Below are 18,944 nucleotides of genomic sequence, written 5' to 3'. Positions count from 1 at the left end.
GCGATCACGTGATTAATATCGAAGGCCGTCGCTGCCCGTGAGGAGGCCCGTACCCGTGGCGATCACCGACCCGGTCCCGCCCGTGGAAGCGCCGGTCGCCCGGCCCCGCCCCACCGACCTGACCGAGGAGCAGCTCGGATTCCGCCGGCAGCGCGCGGTGCGCTGGCTGCGGCCCGGGGTGCTGGTCAAGACCGGTGCCCAGTCGCTGCTCGCCGCGATCTTCGGATCGTTCGCGGACAAGCGCGAACTGCAGGGTGGTCTGCCGGCGGTGATCCACCGGCACGACAGCGGATCCGAGCTGTGGCTGGACTATGTGGCCGACCTCGGCGACGGGTTCGACGCCACGTTCTCGATCGCCTCGCTGCTGGCCGCCGAGACGCTCGAGGTGCCCGGCGCCGGGAAGCTGCCGCGCGGGCGGCTGCTGGTGATGGGCGGCGACCAGGTGTACCCGTTCGCATCCACCAGGGACTACGAGGACCGCAGCAAGGGCGTGTACCGGGCGGCGCTGCCGGTGCCGCACGGGGTGGCGCCGACGCTGTTCGCGTTGCCGGGCAACCACGACTGGTACGACGGGCTGACCGCGTTCCTCCGGGTGTTCGCCCAGCGCCGGCCGTTCGGCGGCTGGCGCACCGAGCAGACCCGCAGCTACTTCGCCGTGCAGCTGCCGCGCCGGTGGTGGCTGCTGGCGATCGACACTCAGCTCAACGACTACGTGGACTCGCCGCAGCTGGAGTACTTCCGCACCGTGTCCCAGGACCTGCGGGAGGGCGACGCGGTCATCCTGTGCACCTCCTCGCCGTCCTGGGTGGCGGCCGGGTCGGGCGGGGACACCAAGGGCTACGACACGATCGAGTTCTTCAACCGGGAGATCGTCCGGCCGCGCGGCGCCGAGATCCGGGTGATGCTGTCCGGCGACCGGCACCACTACGCCCGCTACGCCGAGGTCGACGGCACCGGGCAGCGGATCACCTGCGGGCTCGGCGGCGCCTACCTGTCGGCGACGCACAAGCTGCCCGAGGAGCTCGAGCTGCCGCCGCCCAAGTCCCGGGTGCGCGAGCCGTCCGAGGTCACGCGGTTCACCCTGCCCACCCGCTACCCGGAGAAGTCGCAGTCGCGCCGGCTGGCCGGCGGCATCTTCCGGTTGCCGTGGCGCAACCCGGGTTTCTGGCTGCTGACCGGCATCGCGCAGACCGCGATGACGCTCGCGGTGCTGCTCGGCCTCGCCGGGTCGGACGCGGGCACGTTCCGGGTCCTCGCCGCCTGGATGCCGGCGCTGCTGGTGGCCGCGGTCCTGGTGCTCGGCGGGATCGCCTTCGCCAGGATCGACCTGCCCAAGAGCGCCAGAACGAACACCCGGGCCGGGGTGCTGCACGCGGCCTCGCATCTGGGCCTGAGCTTCGGCTGGGCCGTGGTGATCCGCTGGCTGGACCAGTCGGTGCTGCCCGCCGGGGTCGGGCCCGATCTGGTGTTGATCGCGATCGTGCTGATCGGCACGCCGGTGGTGATCGGCTTCGTCGACGCCGAGGTGGTCGCCGTGTACCTGCTGATCGCCAGCACTCGCTGCGTCAACCTCAACGAGGCCTTCGCCGGCCAGAGCATCGAGGACTACAAGGGCTTCCTGCGCATGCGGATCTCCTCGACCGGCGAGCTGACCCTGTACCCGGTGAAGCTGCCCACCGTCTGCCGGCGCTGGACGGTGCACCCCGAGGGCGCGCCGAGTGACCCGTGGCTGCGCCCGGACGGCACCGCGCTGTCCCCGGTGCTCATCGAGGATCCGATCACCGTCCCCCGGTCGAGCACCTGACCCACGGCCAAGTGCGCCGGCCGTGCCGGGGCGCTCGGCGTGTCGGGCGGATTCGGGGCGCCGGGCGGCCTAGTGTCGTCGAACGAGTGTTCACGGACGGCGGGAGCGCAGCGGTGCGGGTGTTGGGTGTCGACCCCGGACTGACCCGGTGCGGGATCGCGGTCGTGGACGGTGGGGCGGGGCGCGAGGTCCGGTGTGTGGCCGTGGACGTGGTGCGCACGCCGGTGGAAGCCGATCTGGCGGTGCGGCTGCTGAGCGTTGCCGACGTGGTGGAGCGCTGGCTGGACGAGTACCGGCCGGACGTGGTGGCGGTCGAGCGGGTGTTCAGCCAGTACAACGTGCGCACGGCGATGGGCACCGCGCAGGCGGGTGGCGTGGTGGCGCTGGCCGCCGCGCGGCGCGGGCTGCCGGTCATGTTCCACACGCCGAGCGAGGTGAAGGCCGCCGTGACCGGGTCCGGCCGGGCGGACAAGGCACAGGTGACGACCATGGTGACCCGGCTGCTCGAGCTGCCCGCCCGGCCGAAGCCCGCCGACGCCGCCGACGCGCTGGCGCTGGCCATCTGCCACATCTGGCGGGCGCCGCTGCGCAACCGGCTGGCCGAAGCCGAGGCGCAGGCCGCCCAACTGGCCCGCCGGCACCGGGCCCGGCTGGCCGCCGCTGCCCGGGAGAGGACCCGAACATGATCGCTTCGGTGCGCGGGCGGGTGCTCGCGGTTGGACTGGACCACGCGGTGGTCGACGTCGGCGGGATCGGGTTCGCGGTGCAGGCCACCCCGGCCACGCTGGCCATGCTGCGCCGCGGCGAGGAGGCGAGCCTGGCCACCGCGCTGGTGGTCCGGGAGGACTCGCTGACCCTGTTCGGGTTCGCCGACGCCGAGGCGCGCGAGCTGTTCCGGTTGCTGCAGACGGTTTCCGGGATCGGGCCGCGGCTGGCCCTTGCCACCCTGGCGGTGCTGGAGCCGGCCGCGCTGCGCGCCGCGCTGGTGGACGGCAGCATCGCGATGCTCACCCAGGTCCCGGGCATCGGCCGCAAGGGCGCCGAGCGGCTGATCATCGAGCTGCGCGACAAGGTGGGCGCGCTGCCCGCCGCCCCGCAGGCCGACGCCGGTGGTGGCGGCGGCGGGGTGCGCTCGTCGGTGGTCGATGCGCTGGTCGGGCTCGGCTTCCCGGCCCGGCAGGCCGAGCAGGCGGTGGACGGCGTGCTGCGGGAGAACGGCGCGCCGGACACGCCCGCCGTCCTTCGCCGGGCACTGGCCACCCTCGGCGGCAACCGCTGATGCACGATGACCTCATGACCGAGGACGCCGCCGGATCACCCGAGCTGTCCCCGATCGCGGCGCCGGGGGAGCGCGAGGACGAGTCCTCGCTGCGGCCGCGCCGGCTGGCCGAGTTCGTCGGCCAGCACCGGGTGCGCGAGCAGCTCGAGCTGGTGCTGGCCGGCGCCACCCGGCGCGGCGCCCCGCCCGACCACGTGCTGCTGTCCGGACCGCCGGGCCTCGGCAAGACCAGCCTGGCGATGATCATCGCCGCGGAGCTGGGCAGCGCGATCCGGATCACCTCCGGTCCGGCCCTCGAGCGCGCCGGCGACCTGGCCGCGATGCTGTCCAACCTGGTCGAGGGCGACGTGCTGTTCATCGACGAGATCCACCGGATCGCCCGGCCGGCGGAGGAGTTGCTCTACATCGCGATGGAGGACTTCCGGGTGGACGTGGTGGTCGGCAAGGGGCCGGGCGCGACCAGCATCCCGCTGGAGATCGCTCCGTTCACCCTGGTCGGCGCCACCACCCGGTCCGGCTCGCTGACCGGCCCGCTGCGCGACCGGTTCGGCTTCACCGCGCACATGGAGTTCTACTCCGCCGAGGAGTTGGAGCGGGTGCTGCGCCGCTCGGCCGCCATCCTCGGGGTCGACCTGCGCCCGGACGGCGGCACCGAGATCGCCGGCCGGGCCCGGGGCACGCCGCGGATCGCCAACCGGCTGCTGCGCCGGGTGCGCGACTTCGCCGAGGTGCGCGCGGACGGCTCGGTCACCAGGGCGGTGGCCCAGGCGGCGCTCGAGGTCTACGACGTCGACGAGCTAGGCTTGGACCGGTTGGACCGCGCGGTGCTCAGCGCCCTGGTCCGATCCTTCGGCGGGGGACCGGTGGGCGTCTCGACGTTGGCCGTTGCGGTTGGCGAGGAGCCGGCTACCGTGGAAGAGGTGTGCGAGCCGTACCTTGTCCGGGCGGGCATGCTCGCCAGGACCCCACGGGGGAGGGTGGCGACCGCCGCGGCGTGGAAACATGTGGGCCTGCCGGTCCCTCGGGACGCGGCCGGTCAGGCGCCACCCAGCCTGTTCGACGAGCGTGACCCCGCGCACATCGACGAGTAGCAACTGGCACACTCGTCGGTGAAAACTTCAGAACAAAACGGACGTACCACCTCCCGGTGACGTCCGCCGGATGGAGAAAAATGGAACTGCTTCCCTTGCTTCTGCTCTTCGGGATGCTCGGCCTGATGATGTATTTCATGAGCCGGCGTCAGCGCAGGGCCATGCAGCAGCAGCAGGAGCTTCAGAGTTCGCTGAACGTCGGTGACCGGGTCATGACCACGTCCGGCCTGTACGGAACCGTCATCGACGTCTCCGACGACTCGACGATCGAGATCGAGATCGCGCCGGGAGTCGAAACCACCTGGCTGCGCGCGGCGATCCGGGAGAAGGTCGTGGACAGCGGCATCGAGGAGGACCTCGACGACGAAGAGGTCCTCGACGAGGAGGAGTTCGTCGAGGAGCCGGTCGCCGAGGCCGAGGCCAAGCCCACCAAGCAGCAGAGCTGACGAGTACGTAGCGGCGTGCCCGGGTGACACTGGGCTTACGTCGTGGCCTGTACGCTGCGCCCGCACCCGCCTGTGCTCGTCGGGGTGCGGGCGCAGTGTCGAGCGCATGTCGAGGGTCCGAGCAAGTTGAGGAGAGCAACCGACCGTGGCACCACCGGCCGGGCAGATTCGCCCAGCGCGTTATCTCGCGTTCTTCGTGTTCATCGTGGTTCTCCTCTACACGCTGGTGTTCGCCACGGGTGACCACCAGGCGAAGCCCAAGCTGGGCATCGACCTGCAGGGCGGCACCCGGGTGGTGCTCACCGCGCGCACCGAGACCGGGCAGGACCCGAGCAAGGAGTCGCTCGACCAGGCCCGCTCGCTCATCGAGACCCGGGTCAACGGCATCGGGGTGAGCGGCGCCGAGGTCGTCCTGGACGGTAACCAGATCGTGATCACGGTGCCGGGCAGCGGCGGCGACCAGGCCAAGACCCTCGGTCAGACCGCGCGGCTGCACTTCCGCGAGGTGATCACGTCCACCCAGGTGCAGCCGCAGCAGGAGCAGCAGCCGCCGCCCTCGTCGAGCGCGCCGCCGTCGGCCCCGGCCAGCGCCGCGAACCCGCCAAGCTCGCCGGCTCCGCAGGGCCGCCCGGCCCCGGCCGCCGCCGCCCAGCCAGGCACCACCACCCCGGCCCCGGGCAGCGACACCCCCAGCACCGCGCCGAGCACGCCGCCGGCCACGCCACCGGCCACCGAGCCGACCGACCCGATCACCGCCTGCCAGAAGTACAAGACCGACCTCGACACGCACACCGCCGACGTGGCGGCCAAGCGGGACTCTTCGGTCGAGACCGCCACGCTGATCACCGAGGCCAAGGCGTGCCGGCAGAACGAGTTCCTCGCCCCCGCCACGGACGGCTCGCGGCAGGCGATCCCGGAAGCCCAGCAGGCGGCCGTCGCCACGCTGGACTGCTCGCCCAACCACCAGGATCCGCTGGTCGGTAACGACGACCCGACCAAGCCGCTGGTGACCTGCGACCGCGAGCAGCCGGTCGCCTACGTGCTCGGCCCGTCGTTCCTGGACGGCACCGAGATCGCCAACGCCAACTCCCAGGTCGACGACCAGGGCGTCGGCTACGTCGTGACCCTCGACTTCAAGGCCACCGGCGGCCGGGTCTGGGGCGACTACACCACCAAGAACGTCCAGAAGCAGGCCGCGTTCGTGCTGGACACCGAGGTGGTGTCGGCGCCGACCATCCAGGAGCCGATCGTCGGCGGCAGCACCCGAATCACCGGCGGCGCGGGCGGCTTCTCCCAGACCGAGTCCCGGGACCTGGCCAACGTGCTGAAGTACGGCTCGCTGCCGCTGTCCTTCGAGGCGTCCGAGGCCGAGACGGTGTCCGCGACGCTGGGCCTTGCGTCGCTGGCCGCCGGCCTGATCGCCGGCGCGATCGGCCTGGCCCTGGTGTTCGTCTACTGCCTGTTCTACTACCGGGCGCTCGGCGTGCTGACCATCCTGTCGCTGGCGCTGTCCGGGGTGATCGTGTACGCGATCCTGGTGCTGCTCGGCCGGTGGATCGGGTTCACCCTGGACCTGGCCGGCATCGCCGGTTTCATCGTGGCGATCGGTATCACCGCGGACTCGTTCATCATCTTCTTCGAACGGTTGAAGGACGAGATACGCGAGGGCCGCACGTTCCGGTCCGCGGTACCGCGCGCCTGGATCCGGGCCCGGCGCACGATTCTGTCCGCGGACGCGGTGAGCTTCCTCGCCGCCGCAGTGCTCTACCTCCTGGCCGTCGGTCAGGTGAAGGGCTTCGCCTTCACCCTGGGCATGTCCACCGTGCTCGACCTGATCGTGGTGTTCCTGGTGACCCACCCGCTGGTCGTGTACGCGTCGAAGTCCAAGTTCCTGTCCGGCCCGCGGCTCTCCGGGCTGGGTGCCATGCAGCGGATGGCCGCCGCGAACCGGGCAGCCCTCAGCACCGCCGAAAAGGGGGCGTGACGTGACCGAGGCACCGACCAAGAAGCCGACGAGCACCCGCACGCCGTTCTTCACCAGGCTCTACACCGGCACCGGTGCGTTCGACATCGTCGGCAAGCGCAAGCGCTGGTACGTGATGTTCGGTGTGCTGATGCTGATCTGCATCGGTTCGATCATCTTCCGCGGGTTCCACCTCGGCATCGAGTTCGAGGGCGGGACCAAGCTGCAGCTGCCGGCCAGGAACGCCGCCGGACCGATCACGACCGAGCAGGTCACCGACGTGTTCAGCGAGACGCTCGGCCGGGATCCGGCGTCGGTGCAGCTGGTCGGCACCGGGGAGACCACCTCGATCCAGGTGAAGTCCGAGGCGCTCAACGTCGGCGACGTCGTCCGGGTCAACCAGGCGCTGGTCGAGCAGCTGAACCCGATCGCGGCCGACGGCGACACCGGTTCGGACGTGATCAGTGACAGCGCGGTCAGCGGCTCCTGGGGCGGCGAGATCTCCCGGCAGGCGCTGATCGCCCTCGGCGTGTTCCTGGTGCTGGTGACGATCTTCCTGGCGATGTACTTCGAGCGCTGGATGGCCGTCGCCGCGCTGACCGCGCTGATCCACGACGTCGTGATCACCTCCGGCCTCTACTCGCTGGTCGGCTTCGAGGTCACCCCGGCGACGGTGATCGGCCTGCTGACCATCCTCGGTTTCTCGCTGTACGACACGGTGGTGGTGTTCGACAAGGTCAAGGAGAACACCCGCGGTCTGCTCGGCCTGACCAGGCGGACCTACGGCGAGGCGGCCAACCTGGCGCTCAACCAGACGCTGATGCGCTCGATCAACACCTCGCTGATCGCGCTGCTCCCGGTGGTCGGCCTGATGGTGGTCGGCGTCGGCCTGCTCGGCGTCGGCACGCTCAAGGACCTGGCGCTGGTGCAGCTCACCGGTATGACCATCGGCGCCATGTCGTCGATCTTCCTGGCCACGCCGCTGCTGGTGGACCTCAAGATGCGCGATCCGCGGTTCCAGCAGCAGGCGGCCCGGGTGCGCAACCGCCGGGAGAACCTGGCCCGCAAGGCGGCCGAGCGCGAGGCGGCCGTTGCGGTCACCGGCGAGCCGATCGCGGTGGACCTGTCCGACGACGAGACCCTCGAATCCGAGCTACGCCAGGAGAAGGCCATGGCCGCGGCGTCCAGCGTGCCGGCGCGCAACCCGAAGGCGGCCGACGCCAAGCGCGGCCGGCCGGCGGGCAAGGCGGCCGGCGCGCGGCCGTCCCGGCCGACCGGCAAGAAGCGGCGGTAGCCGGCGGATGCCGGGCCCGGCCGCGCTCGACCGTGCCCTGGATCTGGCGAGGTCGGTTCCGGACTTCCCGGAGCCCGGCGTGCTGTTCTGGGACCTGACCCCGATGCTGGCCGACCCGGACGCCATGACCGCGGTGGTGGCCGGCTTCGCCGAGGCGCACGACCGGACCGGCACCGGTCTGGTGGCCGCGGTCGAGGCGCGCGGGTTCCTGTTCGGCGCGGCGTTCGCCGCCGCCAACGGCTACGGCGTGCTGCCGGTGCGCAAGGCCGGCAAGCTGCCGGTGGTCGGGCACCGGTTGGAGTACCGGCTGGAGTACGGCTCGGCCGTGCTGGAGATCCCGGCCGGGGTGGTCGAGCCGGGCCGGGGCGTGCTGGTCGTGGACGACGTACTGGCCACCGGCGGCACCGCGGCGGCGGCCTGCGAACTGGTCGAGCGGGCCGGCGGCGTGGTCACCGGGGTCTGTGTGGTGCTGGAGATCGGTGCGCTGGGTGGTCGGGGCAGGCTCGCCGGGCGGTCGGTGCATGCGCTTCGAACGCTCTGAGCCGTGCGTTGAGCGTGTCGTTGGTCCCCTGAGCGCGGATTACCGGGGGCCTCGCGGTTATCCTCGATTTTTAGGGTGACTGAGCGGTAGGTGCTATGAGCCAAGATCTGGAGGCGGACGCCGCCCCCGAGGGGACGCAGGCCCAGGCCGTCCCGCGCCCGCCGTCGGCGACCCGCCGGGTCCGCTCCCGCCTGGCCCGCCGGATCACCGCGCAGCGCTCCGCCCCGGTCAAGCAGGTGCTCGAGCCGCTGGCCGCGGTGCACCGGGAGTTGCACCCCAAGGCCGACCTCGCCCTGCTCCAGCACGCCTACGACGTGGCCGAGGAGATGCACCGCGACCAGCGGCGCAAGTCCGGCGACCCGTACATCACCCACCCGCTCGCGGTCGCCACGATCCTGGCCGAGCTGGGCATGGACACCACCACGCTGGTCGCCGCGTTGCTGCACGACACCGTTGAGGACACCGCGTACTCGCTCGAGCGGCTGCGCGAGGACTTCGGCCAGGAGGTCAGCAGGCTGGTCGACGGGGTCACCAAGCTGGACAAGGTCAAGCTCGGGCCGACCGCGGAGGCGGAGACCATCCGCAAGATGGTGATCGCCATGGCCGAGGACCCCCGGGTGCTGGTGATCAAGCTGGCCGACCGGCTGCACAACATGCGCACGATGCGCTTCCTGCCGCCGGAGAAGCAGGCCAAGAAGGCGCGCGAGACGCTGGAGGTGCTCGCCCCGCTCGCGCACCGGCTGGGCATGGCCACGGTCAAGTGGGAGCTGGAGGACCTCGCCTTCGCGATCCTGCAGCCCAAGAAGTACGACGAGATCGTCCGGCTGGTGGCCAACCGGGCGCCGTCCCGGGACACCTACCTGCACAAGGTGACCGACGAGCTGACCGCGCAGCTGGAGGCCGCACGGATCACCGCCAAGGTGGAGGGCCGGCCTAAGCACTACTACTCGATCAACCAGAAGATGATCGTCCGCGGCCGGGAGTTCGACGACATTCACGATCTGGTCGGCGTGCGCATCCTGGTCGAGGACGTGCGGGACTGCTACGCCGCGATGGGCGTGGTGCACGCGCTGTGGCAGCCGATGCCCGGCCGGTTCAAGGACTACATCGCCCAGCCCCGGTTCGGGGTGTACCAGTCCCTGCACACCACGGTGATCGGACCGGACGGCAAACCGCTCGAGGTGCAGATCCGCACGCACGACATGCACAGCACCGCCGAGTACGGCATCGCCGCGCACTGGCGGTACAAGGAGACCCGCGGCACGCACGACGGCAAGGCCGTCGAGATCGACGAGATGGCCTGGATGCGCCAGCTGCTGGACTGGCAGCGGGAGGCCGCCGACCCGGGCGAGTTCCTCGAGCAGCTCCGGTTCGACCTGCAGACCAAGGAGATCTTCGTCTTCTCGCCCAAGGGCGACGTGTACACGCTGCCGGCCGGGTCGACCCCGGTGGACTTCGCCTACGCCGTGCACACCGAGGTCGGGCACCGGTGCATCGGCGCCAGGGTGAACTCCCGGCTGGTGGCGCTGGAGCGCAGCCTGGAGAACGGTGACGTCGTCGAGATCTTCACCTCCAAGGCCGAGGGCGCCGGGCCGAGCCGGGACTGGCTGGGCTTCGTCGGGTCGCCCCGGGCCCGCGCCAAGATCAAGCAGTGGTTTGCCAAGGAGCGCAAGGAAGAGGCGATCGAGAAGGGCCAGGAGGCGATCGCCAAGGAGGTGCGCCGGGTCGGGCTGCCCATGCAGCGGCTGGTGTCGGTGGACTCGGTGACCGCGCTGGCCCGCGAGCTGCGTTACCCGGAGGTGAGCGCGCTCTACGCCGCGGTGGGGGAGGGCCAGGCATCCGCCCGGCAGGTGGTGCAGCGGCTGGTGGCGCTGCTCGGCGGCGTCGAGCACGCCGAGGACGAGTTGGCCGAGCGGTCCACGCCGTCCACGATCACCCGGCGCCGGCCGACCGGGGACGCCGGCGTGGTGGTCAAGGACGCCAGCGACGTCTGGGTCAAGCTGGCGCGGTGCTGCACCCCGGTGCCGGGCGACGACATCCTCGGCTTCGTCACCCGGGGCGGCGGGGTGAGCGTGCACCGCACCGACTGCACCAACGCCCAGGACCTGATGAGCGAGCCGGAGCGGCTGGTGGACGTGGAGTGGGCGCCGTCAGACTCGTCGGTGTTCCTGGTGGCCATCCAGGTCGAGGCGCTGGACCGGCACCGGCTGCTCTCCGACGTGACCAAGGTGCTGGCCGACGAGCGGGTCAACATCCTGTCCGCGTCGGTGACCACCTCCCGGGACCGGGTGGCGGTCAGCCGGTTCGCCTTCGAGATGGGCGACCCGAAGCACCTCGGCCACGTCCTCAAGGCGGTGCGCAGCGTCGAGGGCGTCTACGACGTGTACCGGGTGACCTCGGCCTCCTGAGCCGAGGTCACCGCCGGCCCGGTCAGCCCTCGACCGTGACCTTGCTGATGGTCACCGTGTTGGCCGGCTTGCCGTCGCCGGAGCCGGGCTGGGTGGCGATGGTGCCGGCCTTGGCGATCTCGTCCACCTTCTTGATGCTCTCCTCGTCCAGGGTGCCGAACACGGTGTAGTTCGGCGGCAGCTCGGCGTTGCCGTAGACGATGAAGAACTGGCTGCCGTTGGTGTTCGGGCCGGAGTTGGCCATGGCCAGGATGCCGCGGCCGTACTTCAGCTCGGGGTACACCTCGTCGGCGAAGGTGTAGCCGGGGCCGCCGTTGCCCTGACCGGATGGGTCACCGCACTGCAGCACCTGCAGACCGGTCACGGTCAACCGGTGGCACGGCGTCTCGTTGAAGTAGCCCTGGCCGGCCAGGCTGACGAAGCTGTTCACGGTGCACGGCGCGAGCGACCGGTCCAGCGTGGCCTTGAGGTCGTTGCCGGACATCGAGATCGTGGCCGGAACCGTGCCCTGTGCCGAGATGTTCTGGCCGTTCGGCGGGGTGGCCGGCTTGGCCGCCGGCTCGGTGCCGGCCGGGTACTCGCAGTTGACCGTGGCCGCCAGCGGGTTCGGGCGGGCCGGTTTGGGCGCCATCTCGCTGGGGATCGAGGTCGGTGTCTCCGGAGTCCCCTCGGGCGGAGCGGTCTCGCTCGGGTTCGCGTCCGCGGCCGGTGGCTCGCCGTCGCCGAGGTTGACCAGCCAGTAGACGAGCCCGACCGCCGCGATCACGGACACGACGGTGACCGCGACACCGATGATCCGCCGTCGCTTGGCCCGTTCCGCCCGTCGGGCAAGCTGGCGCTCCAGCTTGCGCTTGGCGGTCTGGCGGCGCTGCTCGTTGGTCGGCACCGACGTCCTCCCTGACTGACCCCAAAAAGTCCACCTGGCAAGGCGGCAGTCTATGGGGACACCAGGTAAGGAGAGTGTGGAGGTCCACTGCCACTAGGCTGGTCAACACCATTCCGTTGTCGTTGGAGGTTCCGCGGTGCTCGTCGTCGGCTTTCCTACCGGCGCGTTTCAGGCCAACTGCTACCTGATCGCGGCCGGGGAGGGGGAGCCGTGCCTGATCGTCGACCCCGGTCAGGACGCCGAGGAGCCGATCCGGGAGGCGTTGGCCAAGCACCGGCTGTCCCCGGTTGCGGTGCTGCTCACCCACGGCCATTTCGACCACGTCTACGCGGTGACCCCGGTGTGCGACGGGAACGACATCCCGGCCTGGATCCACCCGGAGGACCGGGCGATGCTCACCGACCCGCTCAAGGGACTCAGCGCGCAGGCCACCGAGTTCTTCGGCGGCCGGCTGGAGATGCGTGAGCCGGCCGAGGTGCGCGAGTTGGCCGACGGCGCGGTGCTCGACCTGGCCGGATTGTCGGTCACCGTGGACCACACCCCGGGCCATACCCGCGGCTCGGTCGTCTTCCGCAGCGAGCTGGACGAGGGCGGCCGGCTGCTGTTCGCCGGTGACACCCTGTTCGCCGGTTCCATCGGCCGGACCGACCTGCCCGGCGGCGACTCCCGAACGATGATGGAAACCTTGCGTACCAAGCTGTTGACCCAGCCGGACGACACCGTCGTGCTGCCCGGCCACGGTCCGAGCACGACGATCGGCCGGGAGCGGGTCAGCAACCCGTTCCTGCTCGACCTGGCCGAGCCGGGTCAGCCGCTGCCGGGGCGGCGGGGCCTGTGACGGGACAGCCGGGGCCGGAGCGGATTCCGATCAACGTGACCGAGCCGGGCACGGGGCGCCGGCAGCGCGCCGTGGGGCTCGCGGTGGCCATGGTGCTCGGCGCAGCGGTCGGCGGGGTGATCGGGCTGATCGCCGGGCGGGTCGCGGGTCTGGTCACGGCGGCCGTCGTGGTGCTGTTGCTGATCGGGCTGGCCTGGGTGTCCGGTCGCCGGGAACTGTGGCTGGAGGGCAGCACGCTGGTGGCCAAGACGATCGGTCGCAAGCGGGTGGACCTGCGTCAGGTGGAGCGGATCGAGCTGGTGGTCACCGACGTGCGCGGCACCAGGACGATCGGCCTGCTGCTCGGCGCCGGGGGCAAGACGATCAACCTGCCGATCGCGATGTACTCCGGCACCGGCGGCCGCGAGCTCGGCATCCTGATGCTGCGCCGGCTCGCCGACGCGCTGGCCGGCAGCGAGAACACCAGCGCGCTGGTGTTCTCCGAGCTGCTGGTCGCCCAACTGCGCGCGGAGGCCAAGGGCGATCCGCCGGCCGAGCGCCCGCTCTACCGGCTGGCCTCCCTCGCCCCGTCCGGCCGCCTGGCGCAGCGGCTGAAGACCGAGGCCGTCACCCGCTTCGTGGCAAGCCTTGATTGATCTCAGGGGGCTTTGCGCGGGCCGAGGACGCGGCCGAATAAGTCGGTGGCGCCCTGCATCGCGGACAATCCCCGGGACAGCAGCCGGACCGACTCGTTGAGCGCCCGGTTGACGGCGGTGGCCGCGATCAGCTGCTTGCGCAGTTCCTCAAGCTGCAGCTGGGTTTCCGGCACCTCCTGGCCGACGAAGGTGACCAGCCGGTCGATCCGGTCCAGCGAACCCTGCGCGGCTTGCAGCGCGGGCGTGAGCTTCTCCATGGCGTCGGCCAGCCGGGGTACCGCGCGCAGGGCGTCGAGCACGGCCGGCACGATGGCGGCGCCGGTGCGCAGTGCTGAGTCCAGGGTCGCGACCGGGTTCCTGAGCATGGAGATCAGGAACAGTTCGTCACCGGCGCGGGATTCCGTCATTGATCGGGGATGGTAGCTCCTGTACGGCCACAATGGCGGCAACCGCGGTGGTAATGGGCACCGCGGCGACCAGACCGATGCTGCCGACCAGAGTCCGAACGATCTCCTGCGCGATCGACTCGGTGGTCAGGATTCCGCCCAGCCCCACCCCGGAGATCGAGGTGTAAAGCAGCACCGGCAGTGCCGCACCGGCGTAGGCCATCACGAGCGTGTTCACCGCGGCGGACACGTGCGCGCGGCCGATCCGGGTCGCCGAGGCGTACAGCTGCCGGGCGCCGAACGTCGGGTTGGCCGCGCGGAGCTCCCACACCGCGCTGGTTTGAGTGACCGTGACGTCGTCGAGCACGCCGAGCGCGCCGATCACGATGCCGGCCAGCAGCAGCCCGCGCGCGTCGATCCCGTGTCCGAGCGTGCCGATCAGCGTTGCGGTCTCGTCGTCCAGCCCGGTCAGCGCGGTCAGCGCGGAGAACAGCGCGCTCAGCCCGCCGATCAGGGCCAGGCTGATCATGGTGCCGAGCACCGCCGTCGAGGTCCGGGCGGACAGACCGTGGGTGAGGTACAGCACCGCGAACATGATCACGCCGGCGCCGGCGGAGGCGACCAGCAGCGGGTTCTCCCCGGCGATGATCGCCGGCAGCACGAACAGCACCAGGACCAGGAAGCTCAGCCCGAGCGCGAGCAGCGACTTGGCCCCCTGCCACCGGCCGAGCAGCAGCACGGCGCCGGCGAACAGCACGGCGAGCAGCACCAGCGGCAGGTCCCGCTGGAAATCCACCAACTGGTAGGACTGGCCCGCCAGCGGGTCACCGCCGGCGTAGGCGAGCACCACCGCATCGCCCGGGCTGAACCGCGGCGTGCTCGGCTCGATCGGCACGACCAGGCTCACCTCGCGGTCCGGGGCCGGTCCGTCGGTCATCCGCACCGTGACGGTCAGGCACTCGCCCGCGGCCGGCGGCGCGGTCACCTGGACCTCGCCGCCGCACGACCCGGACCGGGCGGCGGTGACGTCGCCGTGCACCGGCTGGGAACCGGCCGGCGCGGGGGCGTCCCCGGTGGGGAACAGCAGCACGGTGCCGGCAAGGGCGGCCAGGGCGAACGGCGCGAGCAGGACGGCCAGCAGCCGGCGCACCCGGCCGGAGGCGGGCGGCGGCGGGCCGTGGTGGTGGCCATGGCCCATTTGCCGGTCGTCCCGCACCCGGGGTATCGGCTGGGTGTCGGTCTCGCGCATGGGGTGCACCCTACAAACCGGCTCGGCCGGTTGCCGGCCGGCCGCCGGTCAGCTGCGAAAAAAGGCATCCGGGTTTCGTGGAATCGACCATTTCCCGGATTTACGGTCCGCCAATTGCCGATGCCGGCTTCGCGAATTTTTTGGATCGACCGTCGCAAATGGACATCGGCGGAGTAACGCGGTTCGCGCGAACCGTGCTTCAATCGGATGAGTTGGGGTGGGCGAGGGTCGGAGGAGGCCGTTGCGATGGAGCAGGTCGTCCTGCTCGACGAGCGCGGACAAGCGGTCGGGGTGGCGGACAAGGCCACCGTGCACGACCGGGACACGCCATTGCACCTGGCGTTTTCCTGTTACGTCTTCGATCGGGGCGGAGCGCTGCTGCTGACCCGCCGGGCGGACACCAAGCGAACCTGGCCGGGGGTCTGGACCAACAGCTGCTGCGGGCACCCGGCGCCCGGCGAGCCGGTCGCGGACGCGGTGGTCCGCCGGCTGCACGACGAGCTCGGCCTGCCGGCCGCTGAATTGGACCTGCTCCTGCCGGCGTTCCGGTACCGGGCGACGATGGCCAGCGGGGTGGTGGAGAACGAGCTGTGCCCGGTGTTCCGGGCGGTCACCCGGGACCAGCCGCGGCCGGAGCCGGCCGAGGTGGGCGCGCTGGAGTGGGTGGCCTGGGAGCCGTTCGCCGGTGCCGTGCTTGCCGGCGAACGGGAGGTCTCGCCGTGGTGCCGGCTGCAGGTCGAGGCGCTGCGCTCGCTCGGGCCGGACCCGCTGCGCTGGCCGGCCGGCGACCCCGAGGAGCTGCCGCCCGCCGCCCGTTGACTCGGCGTCGAACATGTGTTCGACTATGGGCCGTGCGATGGGACAGCCAGCTGACCGGAGTCGACGAGCAGGTCCTCCCGGGCCTGCCCGGCCTGGTGCGCAGCGTACGGACCCCGGAGTTCGCCGGGATGGTCTTCCACGAGGTTCGGGCGAAGTCGGTGCTCAACAAGGTGCCCGCCTCGTCGATGCCGTTCAACTGGTCGGTCAACCCGTACCGGGGGTGCTCGCACGGCTGCCGCTACTGCCTGGCCGGCGACACCCCGATCCTGCTCGCCGACGGGCGCACCCGACCGCTGGCCGAGCTGCGGCCCGGTGACCGGATCTACGGCACCGAACGGCGCGGCAACTACCGGCGCTACGTGCCCACCGTGGTGCTGGACCACTGGTCGACGGTCAAGCCGGCCTACCGGGTCTCGCTCGCGGACGGCACCACGCTGATCGCCAGCGGCGACCACCGGTTCCTCACCGAACGCGGCTGGAAGCACGTCACCGGCGCCATGCGCGGGCCGGACCGCAGGCCGCACCTGACCACCGGCAACAAGCTGGTCGGCACCGGGGCGTTCGCCGCGCCGCCCAAACAGCTCACCGAGTACCGGCTGGGCTACCTGTGCGGGCTGATCCGCGGCGGCGGCCGGGCGCCTGCGGCGCTGGCCAGGGCCCGGACCTACCTCGCCGAGCTGGACGTCGCCTCCGACCGGCTGCTCGAGGTGCCGCGGCCGGCCGGTGCGGAGTGGTCCAAGGGCCTGCTGGCCGGGGTGTTCGACGCGCGCGGCACCGGCGCCCGGGGCATCGCCCGGATCGCCACCGGCACCGCCGAGCTGACCCGGCTCACCGAGACCGCGCTGCGCGGCCTTGGCTTCGCCTGCGTGGTGGAGAAGTCCCGGTGGACCGAGGAGCTGCCCTGGGTGCGGCTGCTCGGCGGGCTGCCCGGGCGGCTGCGGTTCTTCCACACGGTCGACCCGGCGGTGCTCGAACACCGGAACCTGGACGGGACCGCGGTCAAGTCCGGCGCCCGGCTCGACGTCGTCGCGGTCGAACCGCTCGGTCTCGAGCTGCCGCTGTTCGACATCACCACCGGCACCGGGGACTTCATCGCCAACGGCGTGATCAGCCACAACTGCTACGCCCGGCACTCGCACACCTACCTCGACCTCGACTCCGGCACCGACTTCGACAACCAGATCGTGGTGAAGGTGAACGCGCCCGAGGTGCTGGCCGCGCAGCTGCGCTCGCCGCGGTGGACCCGCGAGCACGTGGCCATGGGCACCAACACCGACCCGTACCAGCGGGCCGAGGGCCGCTACGCCCTGATGCCCGGCATCATCCGGGCGCTTGCCGACAGCGGCACCCCGTTCTCCATCCTCACCAAGGGCACCGTGCTGTCCCGGGACCTCCCGCTGCTCGCCGCCGCGGCCGCCGACGTGTCGGTGGGGATCGGCGTGTCGATCGCGCTGGTGGACCGGGACCTGCAGCGCTCGCTCGAGCCGGGCACCGCGAGCCCGCAGGCCCGGCTGGAGCTGGTCCGCCGGGTACGCGAGGCCGGGCTGCCGTGCGGGGTGTTCGTGGCGCCGGTGTTGCCCCGGCTGACCGACTCGATCGAGGCGCTCGACGCGCTGTTCTCGGCCATCGCCGAGGCCGGGGCCACCGGGGTGACCGTGCTGCCGCTGCACCTGCGCCCCGGTGCCCGGGAGTGGTTCGCCGGCTGGCTCGGCCGCGAGCACCCCGACCTGGTGCCGTCCTACCGCGAGATCTACGGCCACCGCCGCACCGCCGGCCGCGACTACCGGCGCTGGCTCGCCGCCCGCGTCCAGCCGCTGCTGCGCCGGCACGGCCTCGGCCCGCCCGCGCCCACTCGGGACAGCACCCACGAGGCGGGCCCGGACGCCGAAGGCTGGCCGGCCGGCAGCCTCCCCGCCGGCGCACCCACCGATGTCCCGGTCCAACAGGAGCAACTAGCCCTGCTGTAAGGCCTGTCACAGTGGATCACCGAGACAAAGTCTCGGCCCACCCGATACTTCTCAGCCGGGCCTCAGCGTGGCCGGGCAACATTGGGGTATACGCAGGCAAGCCGCGTGTTGATCGACGCCGGAGAGGATGTGCCCGTGCCCCGGATGCCCATTGCCGTTCGACGCTCCGCCCTGCTCGTCCCGGTCGGCGCCGCCGCCGCGCTGGCCCGCGCGGTGTGGGAGGTACCGGCGTCGCTCGGCGGCCAGGCGACCGGTGCGCGCCTCGAGCGGATGCGCCAGTCGCCGCGGTTTCGCGACGGCGTGTTCCACAACGAGGTTCCGGCGAGCATCGCGCCGGCCTCGAGCGGGCCCGGCATCCTGCGCGAGATGGCCCGGGACCGGGTGCGCCGCCGGCCGCGCTCCGCGGTGCCGCTGGTCGTCCCGTCCACGTCCGACCTGGCCGCGGCGTCGGCCGGCGGTCTGCGCGCCACCTGGTTCGGCCACGCGTCGGTGCTGGTCGAGCTGGACGGCACCCGGGTGCTGTTCGACCCGGTGTGGAGCGAGCGGGTCTCGCCGTCCCAGGCGGTCGGCCCGCGCCGGCTGCACCCGATGCCCGTCCCGCTGGACGTGCTGCCCGCGCTGGACGCGGTGGTGATCTCCCACGACCACTACGACCACCTGGACATGCGCACGATCCGAAGCCTGGCGGCGGCCGGGCCGGTGCCGTTCGTGGTCCCGCTCGGCGTGGGCGCGCACCTGGAACGCTGGGGCGTGCCGCCGGCCCGGATCGTCGAGCTGGACTGGGAGGAGCGCGCGACGGTCGGCGGGGTCGAGCTGGTCGCCACCGCCGCGCGGCACTTCTCCGGGCGCCGCCGGCCGGGGGAGAACAGCACGCTGTGGGCGTCCTGGGTGGTCGCCGGCCGGGACCGGCGGGTCTTCTACACCGGCGACTCCGGGTTCTTCGACGACTACGCCAAGATCGGCGCCGGGCACGGCCCGTTCGACCTGACGCTGGTGCAGATCGGCGCCTATTCGCCGTACTGGCCGGACATCCACATGACGCCCGAGGAGGGCCTTGCCACCCATCTCGCGGTGGGCGGTGGCGTGCTGGTTCCGGTGCACTGGGCGACCTTCAACCTGGCCCTGCACTCCTGGGACGAACCGGTCGAGCGGCTGCTCGCGGCCGCCGCCGCCGAAGGGGCCCGGGTCGTCGTGCCCCGGCCGGGCGAGCCGCTCGATCTGGACGACCTCCCCCGTGCAGAGCACTGGTGGCGCACGGTGTCCTGACCGCCCGCAAAGGACGCGGTTTGGGACAACTTCATCCGTTTTCGTCATCGCCGGCCGCATCTGCGGGTCTGA

Annotated in this window: 17 protein-coding genes; 14 read left to right on the top strand and 3 right to left on the bottom strand. The window is 71.8% G+C overall.

The genetic code is table 11. The features are described 5' to 3' along the window. Window positions 1–55: 55 nt before the first annotated feature. The 9 genes from VFV67_RS19630 to VFV67_RS19590 all read left to right on the top strand — a co-directional run bounded on the left by VFV67_RS19630 (window position 56) and on the right by VFV67_RS19590 (window position 10,826). Window positions 56–1,804, top strand: coding sequence for a metallophosphoesterase (locus VFV67_RS19630; protein WP_326471926.1), 1,749 nt, complete (start codon window positions 56–58; stop codon window positions 1,802–1,804). A gap of 113 nt (window positions 1,805–1,917) precedes the next feature. After that, window positions 1,918–2,490, top strand: coding sequence for a crossover junction endodeoxyribonuclease RuvC (ruvC, locus tag VFV67_RS19625; protein ID WP_326471925.1), 573 nt, complete (start codon window positions 1,918–1,920; stop codon window positions 2,488–2,490). Beyond that, entirely contained in the window at window positions 2,487–3,083 is a 597-nt protein-coding gene (gene ruvA / locus VFV67_RS19620) for a Holliday junction branch migration protein RuvA (protein WP_326471924.1), read from the top strand. The genes ruvC and ruvA overlap by 4 nt, the downstream gene beginning before the upstream one ends. A 14-nt stretch (window positions 3,084–3,097) precedes the next feature. Beyond that, window positions 3,098–4,174, top strand: coding sequence for a Holliday junction branch migration DNA helicase RuvB (gene ruvB, locus VFV67_RS19615; protein WP_326471923.1), 1,077 nt, complete (start codon window positions 3,098–3,100; stop codon window positions 4,172–4,174). Between the two features lie 80 nt (window positions 4,175–4,254). Continuing rightward, on the top strand, window positions 4,255–4,620 hold the full coding sequence (gene yajC, locus VFV67_RS19610; RefSeq protein WP_326471922.1) for a preprotein translocase subunit YajC: 366 nt from the start codon (window positions 4,255–4,257) through the stop codon (window positions 4,618–4,620). Between the two features lie 145 nt (window positions 4,621–4,765). Then, on the top strand, window positions 4,766–6,604 hold the full coding sequence (gene secD / locus VFV67_RS19605) for a protein translocase subunit SecD (RefSeq protein ID WP_326471921.1): 1,839 nt from the start codon (window positions 4,766–4,768) through the stop codon (window positions 6,602–6,604). 1 nt (window position 6,605) lies between these two features. Beyond that, entirely contained in the window at window positions 6,606–7,877 is a 1,272-nt protein-coding gene (secF, locus tag VFV67_RS19600; RefSeq protein ID WP_326471919.1) for a protein translocase subunit SecF, read from the top strand. 7 nt (window positions 7,878–7,884) lie between these two features. Continuing rightward, a complete protein-coding gene (locus VFV67_RS19595) occupies window positions 7,885–8,418 on the top strand; it encodes an adenine phosphoribosyltransferase (protein WP_326471917.1) in 534 nt (177 codons plus the stop codon). A gap of 95 nt (window positions 8,419–8,513) precedes the next feature. After that, window positions 8,514–10,826 carry a bifunctional (p)ppGpp synthetase/guanosine-3',5'-bis(diphosphate) 3'-pyrophosphohydrolase gene (locus VFV67_RS19590; protein ID WP_326471915.1) on the top strand — a complete coding sequence of 771 codons (2,313 nt, stop codon included), beginning with the start codon at window positions 8,514–8,516 and terminating at the stop codon, window positions 10,824–10,826. A gap of 22 nt (window positions 10,827–10,848) precedes the next feature. Here VFV67_RS19590 and VFV67_RS19585 read toward each other — a convergent pair whose 3' ends face one another. Continuing rightward, window positions 10,849–11,712, bottom strand: coding sequence for a peptidylprolyl isomerase (locus VFV67_RS19585; protein ID WP_326471913.1), 864 nt, complete (start codon window positions 11,710–11,712; stop codon window positions 10,849–10,851). Between the two features lie 136 nt (window positions 11,713–11,848). On the opposite strand from VFV67_RS19585, the gene VFV67_RS19580 reads away from it, so the two are divergent. Both VFV67_RS19580 and VFV67_RS19575 read left to right on the top strand, forming a co-directional pair. After that, complete coding sequence (locus VFV67_RS19580; protein WP_326471911.1) at window positions 11,849–12,550, top strand: MBL fold metallo-hydrolase; 702 nt, start codon at window positions 11,849–11,851, stop codon at window positions 12,548–12,550. After that, window positions 12,547–13,185, top strand: a complete 639-nt coding sequence (locus VFV67_RS19575) for a hypothetical protein (RefSeq protein ID WP_326471910.1) — start codon at window positions 12,547–12,549, stop codon at window positions 13,183–13,185. The genes VFV67_RS19580 and VFV67_RS19575 overlap by 4 nt, the downstream gene beginning before the upstream one ends. A 2-nt stretch (window positions 13,186–13,187) precedes the next feature. Here VFV67_RS19575 and VFV67_RS19570 read toward each other — a convergent pair whose 3' ends face one another. Then, entirely contained in the window at window positions 13,188–13,592 is a 405-nt protein-coding gene (locus tag VFV67_RS19570) for a hypothetical protein (RefSeq protein ID WP_326471908.1), read from the bottom strand. Beyond that, the gene (locus VFV67_RS19565) at window positions 13,570–14,820 is read right to left on the bottom strand and encodes a YibE/F family protein (protein ID WP_326471906.1); all 1,251 of its coding nucleotides are present in this window, start codon (window positions 14,818–14,820) and stop codon (window positions 13,570–13,572) included. Before VFV67_RS19565 ends, VFV67_RS19570 begins: the two co-directional genes overlap by 23 nt. A 246-nt stretch (window positions 14,821–15,066) precedes the next feature. Between VFV67_RS19565 and idi the strand changes: the two genes are divergently transcribed. The 3 genes from idi (at window position 15,067) to VFV67_RS19550 (ending at window position 18,872) form a co-directional block, all read left to right on the top strand. Beyond that, window positions 15,067–15,639, top strand: a complete 573-nt coding sequence (gene idi, locus VFV67_RS19560; protein WP_326471904.1) for an isopentenyl-diphosphate Delta-isomerase — start codon at window positions 15,067–15,069, stop codon at window positions 15,637–15,639. A 32-nt stretch (window positions 15,640–15,671) separates the two neighbouring features. Beyond that, the gene (locus VFV67_RS19555) at window positions 15,672–17,606 is read left to right on the top strand and encodes an intein-containing Rv2578c family radical SAM protein (RefSeq protein WP_326471902.1); all 1,935 of its coding nucleotides are present in this window, start codon (window positions 15,672–15,674) and stop codon (window positions 17,604–17,606) included. Window positions 17,607–17,750: 144 nt separating this feature from the next. Beyond that, window positions 17,751–18,872, top strand: a complete 1,122-nt coding sequence (locus tag VFV67_RS19550; RefSeq protein ID WP_326471900.1) for an MBL fold metallo-hydrolase — start codon at window positions 17,751–17,753, stop codon at window positions 18,870–18,872. Window positions 18,873–18,944 lie beyond the last annotated feature (72 nt).

It is taken from the genome of Actinophytocola sp., assembly GCF_035762905.1.
Taxonomy (GTDB): domain Bacteria; phylum Actinomycetota; class Actinomycetes; order Mycobacteriales; family Pseudonocardiaceae; genus DASYTH01.
The sequence above is the reverse complement of the archived record's forward strand: the minus strand, read 5'-3'. Positions and strand labels throughout refer to the sequence as shown.

Excerpts from the sequence above, each read along its gene's own strand:
- ruvA (WP_326471924.1), top strand. The coding sequence starts at position 2,487 with ATGATCGCTTCGGTGCGCGGGCGGGTGCTCGCGGTTGGACTGGACCAC.
- ruvB (WP_326471923.1), top strand. The coding sequence starts at position 3,098 with ATGACCGAGGACGCCGCCGGATCACCCGAGCTGTCCCCGATCGCGGCG.
- yajC (WP_326471922.1), top strand. The coding sequence starts at position 4,255 with ATGGAACTGCTTCCCTTGCTTCTGCTCTTCGGGATGCTCGGCCTGATG.
- VFV67_RS19595 (WP_326471917.1), top strand. The coding sequence starts at position 7,885 with ATGCCGGGCCCGGCCGCGCTCGACCGTGCCCTGGATCTGGCGAGGTCG.
- VFV67_RS19590 (WP_326471915.1), top strand. The coding sequence starts at position 8,514 with ATGAGCCAAGATCTGGAGGCGGACGCCGCCCCCGAGGGGACGCAGGCC.
- VFV67_RS19570 (WP_326471908.1), bottom strand. The coding sequence starts at position 13,592 with ATGACGGAATCCCGCGCCGGTGACGAACTGTTCCTGATCTCCATGCTC.
- VFV67_RS19565 (WP_326471906.1), bottom strand. The coding sequence starts at position 14,820 with ATGCGCGAGACCGACACCCAGCCGATACCCCGGGTGCGGGACGACCGG.
- idi (WP_326471904.1), top strand. The coding sequence starts at position 15,067 with ATGGAGCAGGTCGTCCTGCTCGACGAGCGCGGACAAGCGGTCGGGGTG.
- VFV67_RS19550 (WP_326471900.1), top strand. The coding sequence starts at position 17,751 with ATGCCCATTGCCGTTCGACGCTCCGCCCTGCTCGTCCCGGTCGGCGCC.